We start from the raw sequence: 18,633 nt of genomic DNA on the forward strand, positions 1-18,633 counted from the left end.
TTAGCGCGTGCCGCCGGTTTGTTTGAGGAAGTTGGCGAACAGTTCGTGGCCCTGCTCGGTGAGGATCGATTCCGGGTGGAACTGTACGCCCTCGATGTTCAGGGTCTTGTGACGCAGGCCCATGATTTCATCCACCGAGCCGTCATCGTGCTGAGTCCACGCGGTCAGCTCCAGGCAATCGGGCAAGGTCTCATGCTTGACGATCAGGGAATGATAGCGGGTGACGGTCAGCGGACGGTTCAGGCCGGCGAATACGCCCTTGTCCTCGTGGAATACCGGGCTAGTCTTACCGTGCATCACTTGCCGGGCACGCACCACGTCACCGCCAAAGGCCTGGCCGATGGACTGGTGGCCGAGGCAGACGCCGAGGATCGGCAGTTTACCGGCAAAGTGCTTGATGGCTTCGATGGAGATGCCGGCTTCGGTCGGTGTGCACGGACCGGGGGACACCACGATTCGCTCCGGGTTGAGCGCTTCGATTTCGGCGATGGTCAGCTCGTCGTTGCGCACGACCTTGACCTCGGCACCCAGCTCGCCGAGGTATTGCACAACGTTGTAAGTAAAGGAGTCGTAGTTGTCGATCATCAGCAACATGGCGTTTCGAACCTCTTGAATTCTGACTTGGAAACAGCCTTCGGATGACTTGCCAGGACGCTGCACGATGTCGGACGCACAAGTGGCGACGGCAAAGCGGCATTTCAAACGGGCAAGGAAGGCAAAGCGATACAGATCCGGCGGGGCCGGCAGAAAAGATTCAGGCGCGCCAACGCCAGCGGGCGTGTGCCTTGATGACTTGATCCAGGAGTTTGCTGGTGATCAACACGGGGAAGGTCTCGTTCATACGTTCCCGCACAGTAACTTAGCTGGGCAGAGCGTGCAATATGGCCGGGCCTGACGGGGGGAAAACTATGGGAGGGTTGACGACCGATGGCAAAACGCCGGAAGTTTTTGGTACTGTCGTTTCGTTCCATACAACAATAAATAAACGGACTTGCTCATGATCAAACAGACGTTGTTTGTACCGCTCGCCGGATGCCTGCTCGCGATGGCCTGCGCCCAGGCGAATGCCGCGCCCAATCCTTATTCGAATTTCATCGTCTTCGGCGACAGCCTCAGTGATGCCGGGACGTTCACCGACAGCGGCGGCCCCGCCGGTTCAGTCGAGCGATTCACCAACCGCACCGGCCCGAACTACCACAACGGCAGCGGTGAGTTGTACTCGCTCAATGCCACCCAATTGATCGGCGGTCGGCTGGGCTTCACGCCGGACCAGACCGCTTCCGCGGACTCGGCAGTACGCGCCGGCCAGGGTTTGCCGGACGGCAACAACTGGGCGGTGGGCGGATACCGCACTGACCAGATTCTTGATTCGATCACCAGCACGTCCGACACCGGCGAACGCACCCGCGCCGGCTACCTGCCGTCGAACGGCTTTCGTGCTGATCCGAATGCCCTGTACTACCTGACCGGGGGCGGTAACGACTTCCTGCAAGGTCGCGTCACCAGTCTCGATCAGGCCAGCGCTGCGGCTGATCGCCTGGCCAGCAGTGTTCGGACTCTGCAAGGCGCAGGCGCCCGCTACATCATGGTCTGGTTGCTGCCTGACATCGGCTTTACCCCGGCTTTCAATGGCACCGCATTGCAGACGTTCACGTCCCAGCTCAGCGCCCAGTTCAACACCGAACTGGTGAGCCAACTGCAAACCATCAACGCCAACATCATCCCGCTGAACATTCCGGTATTGCTCAAAGAGACGTTTGCCAACCCGGCACAGTTCGGCCTCGCCACCGATCAGAATCTGGTCACGACCTGCTTCAGCGGCAACAGTTGCCTCGAAAACGCCCGGTACGGGATCAACAGCGCCACGCCGGATCCGACCAAGCTGATCTACAACGACTCGGTGCACCCGACCGAAGCCGGGCAACGCTTGATTGCCGATTACGCCTATTCGTTGCTGGCTGCTCCATGGGAACTGACCCTGCTGCCGGAAATGGCCCAGGGCACGTTGCGTGCGCATCAGGACGAACTGCGCAATCAATGGCTGGCCGACTGGGAAAACTGGCAAGGCGTTGGCCAATGGCGGGCGATTGTCGCCGGCGGCGGCCAGCACCAGGACTTCGATGACCAGCACGCCGGGGCAAGTGCCGATGGCAATGGCTACAACCTGAACATCGGCGGCAGCTACCGCCTCGACGACGCCTGGCGTGTCGGTGTGGCGGCAGGTTTCTATCACCAGAAAATCGAAGCCGGCGACAACGACTCCGAGTACAAACTCAACTCCTACATGGGCACCGCGTTCGCCCAGTACCAGCAAAACCGCTGGTGGGGTGACCTGGCCGTTACCGCCGGACATCTGGACTACGACAGCCTTAAGCGCAAGTTCCAGCTGGGGGTCAACGAACGTGGCGAGAAAGGCGACACCGACGGCTACGTACTGGCCATCGGCGGCCGTGTCGGCTACGACATCGCGCCAGAGGCGAACAGCCCGTGGCACCTGTCGCCCTTCGTCAGCGCCGATTTCGGCAAGGTGGAAGTCGACGGCTACTCGGAAAAAGGCGCGGACTCTACTGCGCTGACCTTCGATGACCAATCGCGCAACTCCCGCCGCCTCGGCCTCGGCATCCAGGGCAAATACCAGATCACCGCACAAACCCAGGTATTCGGCGAATTCGCCCACGAGCGCGAATACAACGACGACGCCCAGGATCTGACGATGAACCTCAACAGCCTGCCGAACAATCGCTACACCCTGGAAGGCTACACACCGCAAACCAACCTGAACCGCCTGAATCTGGGCGTGAGCCACAACCTCACCAAGGACGTGGCCCTTCGCGCCAGCTACAACATTCGCAAGGATGACGACTTTACCCAGCAAGGGGTCAATGTTGGCGTAAGTCTCGACTTCTGATCAGAAGGCCATAAAAAACGCGGCGCCCTCACAGGCGCCGCGTTTTTTTATGGCTGAATCACCCGTCACTCAGTCCGGGGTTTGCTCGGCCAACGCAACAGCTCGGAACATTGCCCGACGCTTGTTGATGGTTTCTTCCCATTCCAGCGCCGGCACCGAGTCGGCAACGATGCCGCCACCGGCCTGCACGTGCAGCTCGCCGTTCTTGATCACCGCGGTGCGAATTGCAATCGCGGTGTCCATGTTGCCGTTCCAGGCGAAGTAACCGACCGCCCCGCCATACACGCCACGCTTGACCGGTTCCAGTTCGTCGATGATTTCCATCGCGCGGATCTTCGGCGCGCCGGACAAGGTGCCCGCCGGCAGGATCGCCCGCAGTGCGTCCATCGCCGTCAACCCGGCCTTCAACTGGCCGGTGACGTTGGACACGATGTGCATCACGTTGGAATAACGCTCGATGACCATCTTCTCGGTGAGCTTCACCGAGCCGATTTCCGAAACACGCCCGGTGTCGTTGCGACCAAGGTCGATCAGCATCAGGTGCTCGGCGATCTCCTTGTCATCGGACAGCAGGTCCTCTTCCAGCGCCACGTCAGCCTCTTCGGTGGCCCCGCGAGGACGGGTGCCGGCAATCGGGCGCACGGTGATCAGGTTGTCTTCGACCCGCACCAGTACTTCCGGCGAACTGCCGACGACATGGAAATCACCGAAGTTGAAGAAATACATGTACGGCGTCGGGTTGAAGCAACGCAGCGCGCGGTACAGATCAATCGGCGCCGCCTTGAAGTCGATCGACATGCGCTGGGACGGCACGACCTGCATGCAGTCGCCGGCGAGGATGTATTCCTTGATGATGTCGACGGCCTTTTCGTAGTCATCCTGAGTGAAGCTGGAGCGGAACACCGGCTCGGCGGCCTGCTGCTTGCTGAAATCCAGGCCTCGACGCGGGGTGATCGGCTGACGCAGTTTTTCCAGCAGTTGCTGCAGTTGCGCCTGACCCTGCTCGTAGGCATCGGCCTGCGCCGGGTCGGCCAGCACGATCGCGTGCATCTTGCCGGCGAGGTTGTCGAACACCACCACCGCATCGGAGACCATTAGCAGGATGTCCGGCACGCCGAGCGGATCCGGGTTCGGGCATTTGCCGAGGCGCTTCTCTACGTAGCGCACACAGTCGTAACCGAAGTAACCCACGAGGCCGCCGTTGAAACGCGGCAGACCGGCAATGGTCGGCACGTTGTAGCGGGCCTTGAAGGTTTCGACGAAGGCCAGCGGGTCTTCGACGTCGTGGCTTTCGGTCTCGACGCCATCGACGGTGATGCTGACGTGATGATCATGAACCCGCAGCACAGTGCGGCACGGCAGGCCGATGATCGAGTAACGGCCCCATTTCTCGCCGCCCTGCACGGATTCGAGCAGGTAGGAGTTGGGCTGATCGGCCAGTTTCAGGTAGATCGACAGCGGCGTGTCGAAGTCGGCCAGGGTTTCGCAGGCCAGCGGGATACGGTTGTAGCCTTCAGCGGCCAGACGCAGGAATTCTTCGCGGATCATAGGGTGCCTCGTGGTGTGAGGTGCAAATCAGTCAGGTGTGCAAACGCGCCGGCAGGCCGGCCAGGAACAAGTCAGGCGCGCCAACGCCAGCGGGCCAGGGCCTTGATGACTTTCATCCAGAGTTTGCGGGTGACCACCACGATGGCGTTTCCAGAAGGGGATTGAGAAGCGTCGGGCAACGTTATCTCAGCGGCCGTATCCAGGCAACCGGGAATTAACTTGCGCAGATCGTCGATCACCAGCGCCGGGGATTCCTCGGCAATCGGCCGACCATGGTTGTAGCCATAACTGAGCGCGACACATTTGACCCCCGCTGCTTTCGCCGCCAGCACGTCGCTGCGCGAATCGCCGACGAACAGCGATTGCGAGGCCGGGATGCCGGACATCTTCATGACGAAGAACAGTGCCGCCGGATCGGGCTTCTTCTGCGGCAGGGTGTCGCCGCCAATGATCCACTTGAAGTAGCGGCCGATCTTCATTTGATCCAGCAACGGCGCGACGAAGCGCTCCGGCTTGTTGGTGATCAGCGCCATGGCCACGCCCTGCTTGTGCAGCCATTTCAGGGTATCGCGCACGCCGGGATAGACCACGGTCAGCTCATGCCTGGCGCCGTAGGCTTCCATGAACACCTCCAGCGCATGCTCGGCTTCGACGTCATCCACGGAGGAATGATCGATGCCGCCGGCCAAAGCACGGCGCACCAGCACCGGCGCACCGTTACCGACCCACTCGCGCACCGACTCGATACCGGCAGGCTTGCGCCCGAGGGAGAGCAGCATGTTATCCACCGCCGCCGCCAGGTCGGGTACCGAATCGATCAGCGTGCCATCCAGATCGAACATCACCAACCGCGGCAGTTGCCCCGGGAACAGCTGCTCAAATCCGCTCATGGGCGAGCCAGCGCCAGTTCGGAACGCATCTTGTCGATGACTTCCTGATAGTTCGGCGCATTGAAGATCGCCGAGCCGGCCACAAAGGTGTCGGCGCCGGCAGCGGCGATTTCACGGATGTTGTTGACGTTGACGCCGCCGTCGATTTCCAGGCGGATGTCACGGCCCGAGGCATCGATGATCGCGCGCGCTTCGCGCAGCTTGTCGAGGGTGCCAGGAATGAATTTCTGCCCGCCGAAGCCCGGGTTGACGCTCATCAGCAAGACCATGTCGACCTTGTCGATCACGTACTTGAGCACGTCCAGCGGGGTCGCCGGGTTGAACACCAGGCCGGATTTGCAGCCGCCTTCACGGATCAGTTGCAGCGAACGATCGACGTGCAGCGTGGCTTCCGGGTGGAAGGTGATGTAGGTGGCGCCGGCCTCGATGAAGTCACCGACGATGCGATCCACCGGGCTGACCATCAGGTGCGCGTCGATCGGCGCGGTCACGCCGTACTTGCGCAGCGCGGCGCAGACCATCGGGCCGATGGTCAGGTTCGGTACGTAGTGGTTGTCCATGACATCGAAGTGAACGAAGTCGGCACCGGCGGCCAGAACGTTGTCCACTTCCTCGCCCAGGCGGGCGAAGTCGGCGGAGAGAATCGACGGAGCAATAACGAAGGGCTGCATGACGCACCTTTTCTGAGCTAAATCACGATGGCGCGCATTGTATACCTCAAGTTTCCGCGCGCGCACCGTGACCGCGATGATTGGGTTGTGCCATGACCGATGACCGGCGGATTCTCAGTACGCCGCCCGGTAGATCTTCTCGATGTCGGCAGCGCTGAGCTTGCGCGGGTTGTTGCGCATCAGGCGCTCGATGCCTGCGGCCTCTACGGCCATGGCCGGAATCGCCTCTTCGGGCACACCGAAACTGCGCAGACCCTGCGGAATGTCCACCGCTGCGCACAGTTCGGTCATCGCCGTGACGGCACGGTCCGCCGCTTCATTGAGGCTCAGATGAGCGGTCTTCACCCCCATGGCTTCGGCGATATCCTGCATCCGTTCGACGCAGGCCATCTTGTTCCAGGTCATGACATAAGGCAGCAACAGCGCATTGCTGACGCCGTGGGTAATGTTGAAACGCCCGCCCAGCGGATACGCCAGCGCATGCACCGCGCCGACCCCGGCATTGCCGAACGCCATGCCGGCCATCAGGCTCGCGGTGGCCATGTCTTCCCGGGCTTGCAGATTGGACGGATTGGCGTAGGCCTTGGGCAATGAGCGAGCGATTAACTTGATCGCGCCGATGGCCAGCGAATCGGTGATCGGCGAGGCATTCAGCGACAGATAGGACTCGATGGCATGCACCAGCGCATCGACACCACTGGCGGCGGTGACGCTGCGCGGACAGGTCAGGGTCATTTGCGGGCTGACCAGCGCCACGTCCGGCAACAGATAATCGCTGACAATGCCCTTCTTCAATTGCGCGACCTTGTCCGAAAGAATGGCGACGTTGGTCACTTCAGAACCCGTGCCGGCCGTGGTCGGGATGGCGATCAGCGGCGGGCCCTTGCGCGGCACCTGATCGACGCCGAACAGATCTTCCAGCGCACCGTGATAACCGGCATACGCCGCGACGCTCTTGGCGATGTCGATGGCGCTGCCACCACCGAGGCCGATCAACCCGTCATGCCCGCCCTCGCGGTAGACGCGCATGCAGTCCTCGACGATGGCGATTTCCGGATCCGGCAACACGCGGTCGAAGATTTCGTACTCGCGCTCGCCGATCTGCGCCAGCGCCAACTGCACCGTGCCGGACTTGACCAGCGCGGCATCGGTGACGATCAGCGGGTTGTCGATGTCCAGCCGTGTGAGCTCGGCCGCCAGTTGCTCGATGGCCCCGGCGCCGGTGATCAGTTTGTGAGCAATCTTGAACGAGGAAAGACTCATCGTGCGCAGCCTCTTATAGATGTGGGAGCTGAGCACAAGCGTAGCTGGGGAATTCGGGTTGTCTGTCATTCAGCGCATGAATGGCAGACAACCCGGATCGTGCAGTCGTCAGACCTGAGCGGTGCGCAGTTTCTCGCTACGCCCACGCAGCCACTCAAGCGTCAGCAGCAGGATCACCGAGAAGGCAATCAGCAGAGTCGCCGCCGCCGCAATCGTCGGACTCAGGTTCTCGCGAATCCCGCTGAACATCTGCCGAGGCAGCGTCGCTTGCTCAGGGCCGGCAAGGAACAGCGTCACCACCACTTCATCGAACGAGGTGGCGAAGGCAAACAACGCACCGGAAATCACCCCCGGCGCAATCAGCGGCAAGGTCACCCGACGGAACGTGGTCAGTGGCGAAGCGCCGAGGCTGGCCGCCGCCCGCACCAGGTTATGGTTGAACCCCTGCAATGTTGCCGACACCGTGATGATCACGAACGGCACACCCAGCACCGCGTGCACCACGATCAGCGAGAAGAAACTGTTGCCCAAGCCCAGCGGCGCGAAGAACAGGTAACTGGCCACACCGATGATCACCACCGGCACCACCATGGGCGAAATCACCAGCGCCATCACCAGCGCCTTGCCGGGGAAGTCGCCACGGGTCAGGCCGATGGCCGCCAGCGTACCGAAAACCATTGCCAGCACCGTCGCGGCCGGGGCGACGATGATGCTGTTCTTCAGCGAGCGCATCCATTCCGCCGAGGCGAAGAAGTCCTGATACCAGTGCAGCGAAAAACCTTGCAGCGGGTACACCAGGAAACTGCCCGAGTTGAACGACAGCGGCACGATCACCAGCACCGGCAGGATCAGGAACAACAGGATCAAGCCGCAGAGGATCCGCAAGCTGTAGAACCACACCCGCTCGACGGGCGACATATAAGGACTCAGCATTTCAAACTCCCCTTAGCTCAGGCGCAGGCGACTGGCGCCCACCAGCCAGCTGTAGATCAGATAAAGCACCACGGTCGCCAGCAGCAACAGCCCGCCGAGCGCAGTGGCCATGCCCCAGTTGATGCTGGTGTTGGTGTAGAACGCGACGAAGTAGCTGACCATCTGATCGTTCGGGCTGCCCAGCAACGCCGGGGTGATGTAGTAGCCGATGGCGAGGATGAACACCAACAGGCAACCGGCGCCAACACCGGCATAGGTCTGCGGGAAGTACACCCGCCAGAAACTGGCGAACGGATGGCAACCCAGGGAAATCGCGGCGCGCATGTAGGTCGGCGAGATGCCTTTCATCACGCTGTAGATCGGCAGGATCATGAACGGCAGCAGGATGTGCACCATCGAGATGTAAACCCCGGTACGGTTGAACACCAGCTCCAGCGGTTTATCGATCACGCCCATTGCCATCAGCGCGCTGTTGATCAATCCGCCGGATTGCAGCAACACGATCCACGCGGCGACTCGTACCAGAATCGAGGTCCAGAACGGCAGCAGCACCAGAATCATCAGCAGGTTGCTTTGACGCGACGGCAGGTTGGCCAACAGGTACGCCAGCGGATAGGCCAGCACCAGGCAGATCACGGTGATGATCAGGCCCATCCAGAAGGTCCGGGCGAAGATGTCGAGGTAGATCGCCTGATCCGGGGTGGCCGGGGCCAGTTCGCCGAGATCGTCGATGCGATGATCCACCGCCGCCAACAGGTAGAACGGGGTGATGCTGCTGGTGTTGCGCTTCACCGCTTGCCAATAGGCCGGATCGCCCCAACGCTCGTCGAGGCCTTCCAGCGCTTCTTTATAAGAGCTCGGCTCGCTGGCAAATGGCAGCGAACGGGCAGTTTTGGTCAGCAGGCTGCGATAGCCGGCCAACTCCATGTTCAAGCGCTTGGACAGATCGCCCAAGGTCTGGTTTTTGCGGGCTTCGGCGAGGTCTTCGCCGGCGGCCTTGTAGACCGGCTCAGCGGGCAGTCCGCGACCGTCCCAACTGGCAATGGCTGCCACGGTGCGTGGCATGCCGCCCACCACTTCCGGGTTGCCGACGCTTTTGTAGAGCAGCGCCACGATCGGCACCAGGAACACCAGCAACAGAAACAGCACCAGCGGCGCGATCAGCGCCTGGGCCTTCCAGCGGTTGACCCGCTCGGCGTGCTTGAGCCGCTGCTTCAAGGTGGGGCTGTTGCCCTCGTTCAGGGGAACGGCGATGGCCATGACGTACTCCGAAAATCTTTTGAATGACGGCGTCACCCTTGGGGTGACGCCGCGTAGGCATCACGCCTTACTTCGCAGCCCAGGAATTGAAGCGCTGCTCCAGTTGCTCGCCGTTGTCAGCCCAGAAGCTGACGTCGATCTGCACCTGGTTGGCGATGTTTTCCGGGGTGGTCGGCATGTCTTTCAGGACATCCTTGGCCAGCAGCGGTACAGCCTGGGTGTTGGCCGGGCCGTAGGCGATGTTTTCCGAATAGGTCTTCTGCTGTTGCGGTTGCACCGAATAGGCGATGAATTTCTTCGCCGCTTCCGCACGCTTGGCGTCCAGACCTTTCGGGATGGCCCATGCGTCGAAGTCGTAGATGCCGCCGTTCCACACCACTTTCAGGTTGGATTCTTTCTGCACCGCCGCGATCCGGCCGTTGTAGGCCGAGCTCATGACCACGTCACCGGAGGCGAGGTACTGCGGCGGCTGGGCGCCGGCTTCCCACCACTGGATGCTTGGCTTGAGTTCGTCCAGTTTCTTGAATGCGCGATCCTGACCATCTTTGCTGGCCAACACTTTGTAGACGTCTTTCGGCGCAACACCGTCGGCCATCAGTGCGAATTCGAGGGTGTACTTGGCGCCTTTGCGCAGGCCGCGCTTGCCCGGGAATTTCTTGGTGTCCCAGAAGTCCGCCCAGCTGCTCGGTGCGGTTTTCAGCTTGTCGGCGTTGTAGGCCAGCACGGTCGACCACACGAAGAAGCCCACGCCACACGGCTGGATCGCGCCTTTGACGTAGTCTTCGGTCTTGCCGAACAGCGCAGGATCGAGTTGCTCGAACATGTCTTCGTCGCAGCCACGGGACAGTTCCGGCGATTCAACCTCTACCAGATCCCAGGACACGCTCTTGGTGTCGACCATGGCTTTGACCTTGGCCATTTCACCGTTGTACTCGCCGGCGACGATCTTGCCGTTGCCTGCTGCTTCCCACGGTGCGTAGAAGGCTTTGACTTGCGCCGCCTTGTTCGCCCCGCCAAACGACACCACGGTCAGATCCGGGCCAGCGGCCATTGCGCTTGCCGCACCCATCAGGCCCAGGGTCAGGGCTGTGAACTTCAGGGATCTCAACATTTATTGTTCTCTCCACGTGCAGGGTTGGTGTTGGTATTGCCGGGGCGATTAATGCGCCTCTAGAAGTGGGTCGAGTGCACGAACGTGTTCGACCTGCCAGCCAAGCGGAACCACGTCGCCGACCGCGAGCGCTGGATCGAGCTCGGCAATCGGTTGTTTCACGAAGAAGTCAGTCTTGCCGCAGACTTCCAGGCGCACCCGGACGTGGTCGCCCAGATAGATGAATTCGGCCACCCGCCCGGAGAAGCGGTTGACGCATTGATCGCTCGAACCGTTGAGGCTGACGCGCTCCGGACGGATCGACAGGGTGACCGGCTCGCCGGTCTGGCCGATGTTGACCGCCAGCGCCTCGACCTTTTCCCCACGCCCCAACTCGACCACGCAGCGCTCGCCGCTCTGGCTGAGCAGGCGACCGTTGAGGCGGTTGTTTTCGCCGATGAAGTTGGCGACGAAGGTGTTTTTCGGTTCTTCGTAGAGGGTGCGCGGCGGGGCGATCTGCTGGATCTCACCTTGATGGAATACAGCGACGCGATCGGACATGGTCAGGGCTTCGCCCTGGTCGTGGGTCACGTAGACCACGGTCACGCCGAGGCGCTGGTGCAGGTGTTTGATTTCCATCTGCATGTGTTCGCGCAGCTGTTTGTCGAGGGCGCCGAGGGGTTCGTCCATCAGCACCAGTTGTGGCTCGAACACCAGTGCGCGGGCCAGCGCCACACGTTGTTGCTGGCCGCCGGACAACTGCGCCGGATAGCGCGAAGCGAAGGCATCGAGCTGCACCATGCTCAGGACTTTCTTGACCTTGTCGCTGACGTCGCTCTTGTTCAGGCCGCGCACGGTCAGCGGGAACGCCAGGTTCTCGGCGACGGTCATGTGCGGGAACAGCGCGTAGTTCTGGAACACCATGCCGATGTCGCGTTTGTGCGGCGGCACGTTGTTGATCGCCCGCCCGGCCAGCAGGATTTCACCGGCGGTCGGTGTTTCGAAACCGGCGAGCATCATCAGGCTGGTGGTCTTGCCGGAGCCGGACGGCCCGAGCAGGGTCAGGAACTCGCCCTTGCGGATGTCCAGGTTGAGGTCTTTGACGATCAGGTTCTCGCCGTCGTAGCTCTTCTGCACTCCACGAAAGCTGACCAGCACATCACTGGCCCCTGCGTTTGATTCGACCTGGCTCATACCCACACCTTTGTTATTGATGACTGCTGTGGGATTAAGCCTAGTGGCTGCTTGCAGTCACGCAAATCGGGGCGCAGGAGAGAATCGCCTCAGCCGGATGGAAGGCCGGGGGTAGGGATTGCCCTACAAGGATGGCGCGTTTGGACACGTCAGGTGCGAGCCCTGAAGTTCCAGCCGCAGGAACCGGCAAAAGCGCCTGTCGCTATTGGATATGCGGATTAAAGGAGCTTGTGTTCCATCGCATACTTCACCAGCTCGGCGAGTGAAGTGATGTTGAGCTTCTGCATCAGCCGCGCCTTGTGGGTGCTGATGGTCTTGCTGCTCAGGGCCAGTTGCTGGGCGATGTCGTTGACGTTGGCGCCCTGGGCCAGGCGCTCGAATACCGAGAATTCGCGTTCGGACAACAACGAATGCAGCGGTCGTGTATCGGTCAGGCCGACTTCGAAGACCATGCGGTCGGCCAGTTCCGGATCGATGTAGCGCCCGCCCGCCGCGACCTTGCGAATCGCCGTCAGCAACAGCGCCGGATCGCTGTCCTTGGTCGCATACCCGGCGGCGCCGACCTTCAGCGCCCGGGCGGCCATCTGCGCTTCGTCGTGCATCGACAGCACCAGAATCGCCGGCGGATTGTTCAGTGCGCGGATACGCGGAATCGCTTCCAGCCCGTTGACCCCGGGCATGGAAATATCCAGCAGCACCACCTCGCACGGCACACTGCGCAGGGTTTCAAGCAACTGCTCGCCATTGCTCGCCTCCCCCACCACTTGCAGATCCTTGGCCAGGCCGATCAATTGCTTGATGCCTTCGCGAACGATGGTGTGGTCTTCGGCTACCAGTACACGGATCACTTACTTCTCCTCATCCAATGGCACCCGCACGCTCAGTGTGGTGCCCTCGCCCGGTTCGCTGTCGAGTGACAACTGACCGCCCATGATCAACACCCGCTCACGCATGCCCACCAGCCCAAAGGATGTTGGCCTGCCCGCAGCGGCGACAAATCCTACGCCATCATCGCTGACTGTCAGACACAAATCGGCGCCTTCGAGCGCCAGCGTCAGTTCCACAGTATGCGCCTGGGCATGGCGCATGACGTTGGTCAGCGCTTCCTGAAGGATGCGGAACAGGCCAATGGCCTTGGCATCGCTCAGCGGCGGCAGATTGTCCGGCACCTGCACCAGACACGGAATCTGCGTGCGCGCCTCGAAACGTCGGGCCTGCCACTCGATCGCCGAGGCGATCCCGGCATCGAGGATCGGCGGGCGCAACGCCGTCGCCACATCGCGCACCAACTGGAACAACTGCGCAATCAGGCGCTTCATGCTGTTCAGGCGTTCGTTCAGACCGGGGTCGAGTTGCGCGTAGGCCAGTTCGCACATCGATGTCTCCAGTTTCAGCACCGTCAACATCTGCCCCAGCTCATCGTGAACCTCGCGGGCAATGCGTGCTTTTTCCTCTTCCCGCACGCTTTCGAGATGCGCCGACAGCTCGCGCAGTTGTTCGCGCGATGCCGCCAGTTCCAGTTCGATGCGTTTGCTTTCGGTGATGTCCCAGACGATGCCGTCCCAGACGTAGGCGCCGTCCTCCAGTTGCCGGGTGATGGCCTTGATCTCGGCCCAGCGCTGTTCGCCCTGCCGCGTCAGGATCCGCCCCTGCCACGACCAGTCGCTGTCGGTGTCCAGCGCCCGGTCCTGAGTCTGGTGATAACCGGCCTTGTCGTCCGGGTGCACCAGGCTGCGCAGGCCCATGTCGCGATGGGCGATGGCGGCCGGCGCGTAGCCCACCAGACTTTCGCTGCCCTCGCTGATGTAGGCAAAGTCGATCTGCCCGGTCACCGGCGCCCGCTCCAGGCGGAACACCAGCCCCGGCACGTTGGCGGCGATGCCCTGCAAGCGCGCCTCGCTTTCCTGCAACGCGGCCAGGGCCCGCCGGCGTTCGGTGACGTCAGTGAGATAAACCACCAGATATTCGCTGTCGCGAAAGCGCAGAAAACTCAACGACACATCCGCCGGCAGGATGCTGCCATCGGCGCGCACACAACTCGTTTCAAAGCTGAGCGGCCCTTCTTCACTGGCCCGGGCGCGTTTCCACAGGTTGAGCCAGCGATCCATGTGCAGGCCGGGTTCGAAGTCGATCAGCGGTCGTTCGATCAGCGCGCCCTGTGGATAACCGAGCATGTGCTCCGCCGCGCGGTTGGCGTAGCGCACGTGGCTGTCCCAGTTGACCCAGAGGATGCCGACGGTGCTCTGATCGATGGAAAACTGGGTCAGGCGCAGGGCTTCTTCGCTGGCGGCGCGCAGGGCGATGTCTTCCCGGGCGGCGAGCAGGCGTTGTTCAAGGCTGTGTTGCTGGCGCCGCTGCCAGAAGACGATCGCCGCACAACTGAGCAGCAACACGGCGAACAACAGGCTCAGGTTCTGCCAGAACCCCGGCGACTCCGAAAGCCGCGGGTACTTGGGTTGCAGCCATTGGGTGTGCAGGCGCTCCAGATCTTTTGCCGGGATCGCCCGCAAGGCACTTTCGACAATCCCGGCCAGCTCCGGCCAGTCACGACGGGTGGCGACCCGCAGCAGCTGCGGTAGACCAATGTCGCCGACCACGACCAGCCCGGCAAACTCCGGTTCTGTCGACAGCCGCCCCAATTGCGCTTCGTCCACCACCGCGTAAGACGCCTGCTGACTCAACAGCAACTGCAACGCCTGACGCTCCAGCGGCACGCCTTGCAAATTCAGATGGGGATAGTTACCGCGCAGGTAATCGGCGGTGACGCTGGGCATGCGCACGGCGACCCGGGCCTGGCTGTCGAGTTTTTCCAGTTCAACCGAACTGCTCACTTTCTGGTCGCTGACCACCAGTTGCGGCACGCGCATGTAGGGATCGGAAAACTGCCAGAGACGCAGCGAGCCGGGCGTCTGGGTCAGGCCCGGCGCAATATCGATTTCGCCGTCCCGCGCGGCGGCTTCAAGTTGTTCCAGATCGGGGAAGTTGCGCCAGCTGAGTTCGATGTCGAGGGCCTTGGCCATCCATTTCATCAACTCGACATTGGCCCCGGACAGCCGCTGCAAGCGCCGGTCGTATTGCGCGTACGGCGCCTGAAGAATCAGGCCGACGCGCAATTCATTGTGCTGGGTCAGCCACTGTTGCTGGCCCGCCGACAACTGCGCAACATGGCTCGGCGGCGCAGGCGCGGCCCACCCCATCAAGGGAAACGCCAGACAGCCGATAACCCACAGGCAGCAAAAACGCATCATTGAAATCCCATACACTGACAAATTCTGACCAACCCATTAGGCTGCCGGGATACTTTCTGGCCTGGAATAACCGATGCCCCCTGTCTCTCGCCTGGCAATGCCAGCATTGTGCCTGTCGCTGATCCTGCCTTGTGCGTTTTCCGTCGAAGCCGCCGATCCGGCACCCGCCGCAGCCGCGGAAAAACCCGCCGAAGAAAAACCGGTCGAACGCCAGCCATTGCTTGAGCGTAGTCAGGAAGAAGCCTCGGCACTCGAACGCAAAGTCCCGGCCCAGGAACAGCAACAGTTGCAGGCCGGCAGCGACACTTTCCTCGCGCTGTGGAAACCGGCCAACACGGCTGACCCCAAAGGCGTGGTGATCCTCATCCCCGGCGCCGGCGAAACCGCTGACTGGCCCCAAGCAATCGGCCCGCTGCGGCGCAAATTGCCGGACGTCGAGTGGAACAGCCTGAGTATCACCCTGCCCGACCTGCAAAGCGATGCCATCGCACCGCGCGTGATCGAAGTGCCCGCAGCGCCGAAAACCGCCGATGCAGGCAGCAAGGATTCGACCACTGCCGAACCGATAGAGCAAGCCGCTGGCGGTGAAGCGGATGTGGCGGACAAGGTCGTCGCCGAAACCACCGAAGAACAGGCCAAGGCCGACGCAGAACGAATCTTCGCCCGCATCGACGCAGCGATTGCCTACGCCGAGCAGCAAGGCGCGCACAGCATCGTGGTGCTCGGGCACGGCACCGGTGCCTATTGGGCCGCGCGTTTCCTGAACGAAAAGCAGACGGCACAAGTGGAGAAACTGGTGATGGTCGCCGCGCAAGTACCGCCCAAGGCCAAGCCTGAACTGGCAGAACTGACGCCACTGCTGAAGCTGCCGACCGCCGATATCTTCTATATGGACAAGCCGCTGGATCGCAACGCTGCACTGGAGCGTTTGCAGGCCAGCAAGCGCTTGAAGACGTCGGCGTTCAGCCAGGTCGCGCTCAAGGCGTTGCCCGACAACAAGGCCGAGCAGGAACAATTGTTCCGCCGGGTGCGCGGCTGGTTGAATCCGCAAACCTCAGACTGACCGACCGCACAAAAAAAGATCGCAGCCTGGGCTGCGATCTTTTTTTTCGTCTAGCGGAAATCCCGCCGCTCGCGAATCAATGTGTAGGCATTGTGCAAGTCGCGAGTTCTTTCAGTTGCCTCGAGCACCTGGGCCGCCGTCGCACCGGCCCCGGCCACCTTGTCCGGATGATGGCGACTGAGCAGGCGACGATAGGCGCGTTTGATCTGTGCCGGTTCGCTGGTCGCCGACACGCCGAGCAGGCGCATCGCATCCTGGTAACTCACCGCTGCGCTGACGATCGGGCGTTTGTTCGGCTCGTAATCCGCCGCCAGCGCCTGAATCTGGTGAGTCGTCCAGCCCAGCCACTTGCCCCATTGCGCCAGCAGTTCGCGCTCGCTGCTGCCGGCCCGGCCATCGGCCCAGACCATCCGCCAGCAGGCGCGCAACACGCCTTCGGCCGCATGGGGCTGAGCGCTGAGACGCCGCAGATAACCGCGCAGGCGATCCCCGCCGGACTTGCCGCGATTGAACGCAGCAATGGCCCGGCGCTGCGCCGGCTCGCTCATGTCCAGCGCGCGCATCTCCTGACGCGCCTGCTGGATATGACCGTCGGTGACCCGCCCGTCACTCTTGGCCAGACGCCCGAGCAAGACGAACAACAACTCGTCGTTGCGCAGCATCGGCTGGCCGCCGAGTTTTTCCCGCAAATGCCCCCAGCTCTGCAAATGCAGGCGCCGATCCAGCGCCTGCCCCAACAAAGCCCCAAGCATGGCCCCCGGAATGCTGGCGATAGCAAAACCCGCTCCGGCTCCAATCAGAGTCCCTGGCCACAACATATCAGCGACTCGCTTCTATCAAGGTTTCGGCTTCAGCCAGACGCTCGTGCGTACCGACATCGACCCAGTGGCCTTTCAGTCGCTCACCGCTCACCTGCCCGTCCGCCATGGCTTTGCGCAGCAACGGTGCCAGTTTGAAGGCGCCGTCCGTGCAGCCATCGAACAATTGCGGGTGCAGCACAGCGATGCCGCTGTAGGTCAGGGTCGCCGTCTCCGGTTGCCCGTCCTGCACCTGGTCGCCGACCAGACAGAAATCGCCCGTCGGGTGATGGGCCGGATTGTCCGCCAGCACCAGATGCGCCAGCCCGGTGATCGGCTGGTGCAGCACGCTGAAGTCGTAATCGGTCCAGATGTCACCGTTGACCACCAGGAACGCTTCGTCACCGAGCAACGGCAAGGCGCGGAAGATACCGCCACCGGTCTCCAGAGGTTCGCCTTCGGGCGAGTAACGGATGCTCAGGCCGAATTGCGAACCGTCGCCCAGGTAATCTTCGATCTGCTGACCGAGCCAGGCATGGTTGATCACGATGTCGCTGAAACCCGCCGTCGCCAGGGCACGCAGGTGGTACTCGATCAACGGTACGCCAGCGGCACGCACCAGCGGTTTGGGGGTGGTCAGGGTCAGCGGGCGCATGCGCTCGCCTTTGCCGGCCGCCAGAATCATTGCCTTCATGCAGTCACTCCGCTACGCAGGCTGACCAGCAGTGCCTGCAGTTGCGCCAATTCCGGACGGCGTGCGATCACCGCTTCTATATAAGAGAAGAAGCGCGGCACATCGCCGAGGTAGCGTGGCTTGCCGTCGCGGTGACAGATGCGGGCGAAGATACCGATGACTTTGAGGTGACGTTGCACACCCATCAGGTCGCTGGCGCGCAGGAAGTCTTCGAAGTCCGGCTGCACGGGGATGTTCAACGCTGCCGCCTGCTGCCAGTAGTTTTCCAGCCAGCCACGTACGCGTTCTTCAGGCCAACTGAGGAAGGCGTCCTTGAACAGACAGGTCACGTCGTAGGTCACCGGGCCGTACACCGCGTCCTGGAAATCCAGCACGCCGGGGTTCGGCTCGCTGAGCATCAGGTTGCGCGGCATGTAGTCGCGGTGCACCAGCACTTTTGGCTGGGCCAGCGCGCTGTCGATCAGCAGATCGCTGACCTGTTGCCATTGCTGCTGTTGCGTGGCGTCGAATTCCACACCCAGTTCGCGTTTCACGTACCACTCGGGGAACAGTTCCAGCTCGCGACGCAACAGCGCGACGTCATAACTCGGCAGCGGTGCCACCATCGGCAACTGCTGAAATGCCAGCAGCGACTGCAAGGCATCGCTGAACAATGCATCGGCATTTTCGCTGTCGATCACGTCGAGATAGGTCTTGTTGCCCAGGTCATTGAGCAAAAGAAATCCGCGCTCGAGGTCCTCGGCATAAATTTTCGGCACGTTAATTCCGGATTTCGCCAGCAAAAAGGCGATATCCACGAACGGTTTGCAGTTTTCCTGGGGCGGCGGTGCGTCCATCACGACGAAACTGCGACCGGCGCCTTCCCAACGGAAATAACGGCGGAAACTCGCGTCGCTGCTGGCCGCAGTCAACGTGGCCGGGGGTACGACACCCCAGCCCTGATCGGCAAAAAGGGTTGCCAACTGCTCATCGAGCCAAACTTTCAGGTGTTGCAAGCGTACATCTTGGTCAGGCATTGCAAGGGTCTCCGACGGCGCTAGCCGTCAAGCGGGTCATGCTTTATTATCCAGCATC

16 protein-coding genes are annotated in these 18,633 nt (G+C 61.8%); 2 read left to right on the forward strand and 14 right to left on the reverse strand.

What is annotated here, in order from left to right; all coding sequences use genetic code 11:
- Window positions 1-594 carry an aminodeoxychorismate/anthranilate synthase component II gene (locus AC1RME_RS00090; RefSeq protein ID WP_007956309.1) on the reverse strand — a complete coding sequence of 198 codons (594 nt, stop codon included), beginning with the start codon at window positions 592-594 and terminating at the stop codon, window positions 1-3.
- A 403-nt stretch (window positions 595-997) separates the two neighbouring features.
- Here AC1RME_RS00090 and estP point away from each other — a divergent pair, with 403 nt between their 5' ends.
- On the forward strand, window positions 998-2,908 hold the full coding sequence (gene estP / locus AC1RME_RS00095; protein ID WP_493069981.1) for an esterase EstP: 1,911 nt from the start codon (window positions 998-1,000) through the stop codon (window positions 2,906-2,908).
- Between the two features lie 69 nt (window positions 2,909-2,977).
- Here the strand turns inward: estP and trpE are convergent, their stop codons facing one another.
- From trpE to AC1RME_RS00145, 10 genes are all read right to left on the reverse strand, one after another.
- Entirely contained in the window at window positions 2,978-4,456 is a 1,479-nt protein-coding gene (trpE, locus tag AC1RME_RS00100) for an anthranilate synthase component I (RefSeq protein WP_493090186.1), read from the reverse strand.
- Between the two features lie 71 nt (window positions 4,457-4,527).
- Window positions 4,528-5,346, reverse strand: a complete 819-nt coding sequence (locus AC1RME_RS00105; RefSeq protein ID WP_493090188.1) for a phosphoglycolate phosphatase — start codon at window positions 5,344-5,346, stop codon at window positions 4,528-4,530.
- Window positions 5,343-6,017 (reverse strand): ribulose-phosphate 3-epimerase, encoded by a 675-nt coding sequence (gene rpe, locus AC1RME_RS00110; protein WP_007918813.1) that lies wholly within the window; start codon window positions 6,015-6,017, stop codon window positions 5,343-5,345. The genes AC1RME_RS00105 and rpe overlap by 4 nt, the downstream gene beginning before the upstream one ends.
- 114 nt (window positions 6,018-6,131) lie before the next feature.
- Window positions 6,132-7,280 carry an iron-containing alcohol dehydrogenase gene (locus tag AC1RME_RS00115; RefSeq protein WP_192559128.1) on the reverse strand — a complete coding sequence of 383 codons (1,149 nt, stop codon included), beginning with the start codon at window positions 7,278-7,280 and terminating at the stop codon, window positions 6,132-6,134.
- Between the two features lie 108 nt (window positions 7,281-7,388).
- Window positions 7,389-8,213 carry an ABC transporter permease gene (locus AC1RME_RS00120; protein WP_096817915.1) on the reverse strand — a complete coding sequence of 275 codons (825 nt, stop codon included), beginning with the start codon at window positions 8,211-8,213 and terminating at the stop codon, window positions 7,389-7,391.
- Window positions 8,214-8,225: 12 nt separating this feature from the next.
- Complete coding sequence (locus AC1RME_RS00125) at window positions 8,226-9,473, reverse strand: ABC transporter permease (protein ID WP_493065751.1); 1,248 nt, start codon at window positions 9,471-9,473, stop codon at window positions 8,226-8,228.
- Window positions 9,474-9,540: 67 nt separating this feature from the next.
- Window positions 9,541-10,584, reverse strand: a complete 1,044-nt coding sequence (locus tag AC1RME_RS00130) for a polyamine ABC transporter substrate-binding protein (protein ID WP_096817911.1) — start codon at window positions 10,582-10,584, stop codon at window positions 9,541-9,543.
- Between the two features lie 48 nt (window positions 10,585-10,632).
- Window positions 10,633-11,757, reverse strand: a complete 1,125-nt coding sequence (locus tag AC1RME_RS00135) for an ABC transporter ATP-binding protein (RefSeq protein ID WP_085667439.1) — start codon at window positions 11,755-11,757, stop codon at window positions 10,633-10,635.
- Window positions 11,758-11,975: 218 nt separating this feature from the next.
- On the reverse strand, window positions 11,976-12,605 hold the full coding sequence (locus AC1RME_RS00140) for a response regulator (protein WP_003228820.1): 630 nt from the start codon (window positions 12,603-12,605) through the stop codon (window positions 11,976-11,978).
- The gene (locus AC1RME_RS00145) at window positions 12,606-15,005 is read right to left on the reverse strand and encodes a PAS domain-containing sensor histidine kinase (RefSeq protein WP_096817909.1); all 2,400 of its coding nucleotides are present in this window, start codon (window positions 15,003-15,005) and stop codon (window positions 12,606-12,608) included. It abuts the gene before it with no gap.
- Window positions 15,006-15,078: 73 nt separating this feature from the next.
- Here AC1RME_RS00145 and AC1RME_RS00150 point away from each other — a divergent pair, with 73 nt between their 5' ends.
- Window positions 15,079-16,068: an alpha/beta hydrolase family protein gene (locus AC1RME_RS00150; RefSeq protein WP_493090192.1), complete on the forward strand. Its 990-nt coding sequence runs from the start codon at window positions 15,079-15,081 to the stop codon at window positions 16,066-16,068.
- Between the two features lie 50 nt (window positions 16,069-16,118).
- Here the strand turns inward: AC1RME_RS00150 and AC1RME_RS00155 are convergent, their stop codons facing one another.
- Genes AC1RME_RS00155 through AC1RME_RS00165 form a run of 3 tightly spaced genes read right to left on the reverse strand, consistent with a single transcriptional unit; the run spans window position 16,119 to window position 18,575 of the window.
- On the reverse strand, window positions 16,119-16,886 hold the full coding sequence (locus AC1RME_RS00155) for a TerB family tellurite resistance protein (RefSeq protein WP_096817905.1): 768 nt from the start codon (window positions 16,884-16,886) through the stop codon (window positions 16,119-16,121).
- A 1-nt stretch (window position 16,887) separates the two neighbouring features.
- Window positions 16,888-17,559 carry an N-acetylmuramate alpha-1-phosphate uridylyltransferase MurU gene (gene murU / locus AC1RME_RS00160; RefSeq protein ID WP_096817903.1) on the reverse strand — a complete coding sequence of 224 codons (672 nt, stop codon included), beginning with the start codon at window positions 17,557-17,559 and terminating at the stop codon, window positions 16,888-16,890.
- Entirely contained in the window at window positions 17,556-18,575 is a 1,020-nt protein-coding gene (locus AC1RME_RS00165; protein WP_493090194.1) for an aminoglycoside phosphotransferase family protein, read from the reverse strand. The genes murU and AC1RME_RS00165 overlap by 4 nt, the downstream gene beginning before the upstream one ends.
- Between the last annotated feature and the right edge of the window lie 58 nt (window positions 18,576-18,633).

The sequence above is a fragment of the Pseudomonas sp. GW822-FHT03F08 genome (assembly GCF_058801265.1).

Coding starts and splice junctions, on each gene's coding strand:
- AC1RME_RS00090 (WP_007956309.1), bottom strand. CDS start 594: ATGTTGCTGATGATCGACAACTACGACTCCTTTACTTACAACGTTGTG.
- estP (WP_493069981.1), top strand. CDS start 998: ATGATCAAACAGACGTTGTTTGTACCGCTCGCCGGATGCCTGCTCGCG.
- trpE (WP_493090186.1), bottom strand. CDS start 4,456: ATGATCCGCGAAGAATTCCTGCGTCTGGCCGCTGAAGGCTACAACCGT.
- AC1RME_RS00105 (WP_493090188.1), bottom strand. CDS start 5,346: ATGAGCGGATTTGAGCAGCTGTTCCCGGGGCAACTGCCGCGGTTGGTG.
- rpe (WP_007918813.1), bottom strand. CDS start 6,017: ATGCAGCCCTTCGTTATTGCTCCGTCGATTCTCTCCGCCGACTTCGCC.
- AC1RME_RS00115 (WP_192559128.1), bottom strand. CDS start 7,280: ATGAGTCTTTCCTCGTTCAAGATTGCTCACAAACTGATCACCGGCGCC.
- AC1RME_RS00120 (WP_096817915.1), bottom strand. CDS start 8,213: ATGCTGAGTCCTTATATGTCGCCCGTCGAGCGGGTGTGGTTCTACAGC.
- AC1RME_RS00125 (WP_493065751.1), bottom strand. CDS start 9,473: ATGGCCATCGCCGTTCCCCTGAACGAGGGCAACAGCCCCACCTTGAAG.
- AC1RME_RS00130 (WP_096817911.1), bottom strand. CDS start 10,584: ATGTTGAGATCCCTGAAGTTCACAGCCCTGACCCTGGGCCTGATGGGT.
- AC1RME_RS00135 (WP_085667439.1), bottom strand. CDS start 11,757: ATGAGCCAGGTCGAATCAAACGCAGGGGCCAGTGATGTGCTGGTCAGC.
- AC1RME_RS00145 (WP_096817909.1), bottom strand. CDS start 15,005: ATGATGCGTTTTTGCTGCCTGTGGGTTATCGGCTGTCTGGCGTTTCCC.
- AC1RME_RS00150 (WP_493090192.1), top strand. CDS start 15,079: ATGCCCCCTGTCTCTCGCCTGGCAATGCCAGCATTGTGCCTGTCGCTG.
- AC1RME_RS00155 (WP_096817905.1), bottom strand. CDS start 16,886: ATGTTGTGGCCAGGGACTCTGATTGGAGCCGGAGCGGGTTTTGCTATC.
- murU (WP_096817903.1), bottom strand. CDS start 17,559: ATGAAGGCAATGATTCTGGCGGCCGGCAAAGGCGAGCGCATGCGCCCG.
- AC1RME_RS00165 (WP_493090194.1), bottom strand. CDS start 18,575: ATGCCTGACCAAGATGTACGCTTGCAACACCTGAAAGTTTGGCTCGAT.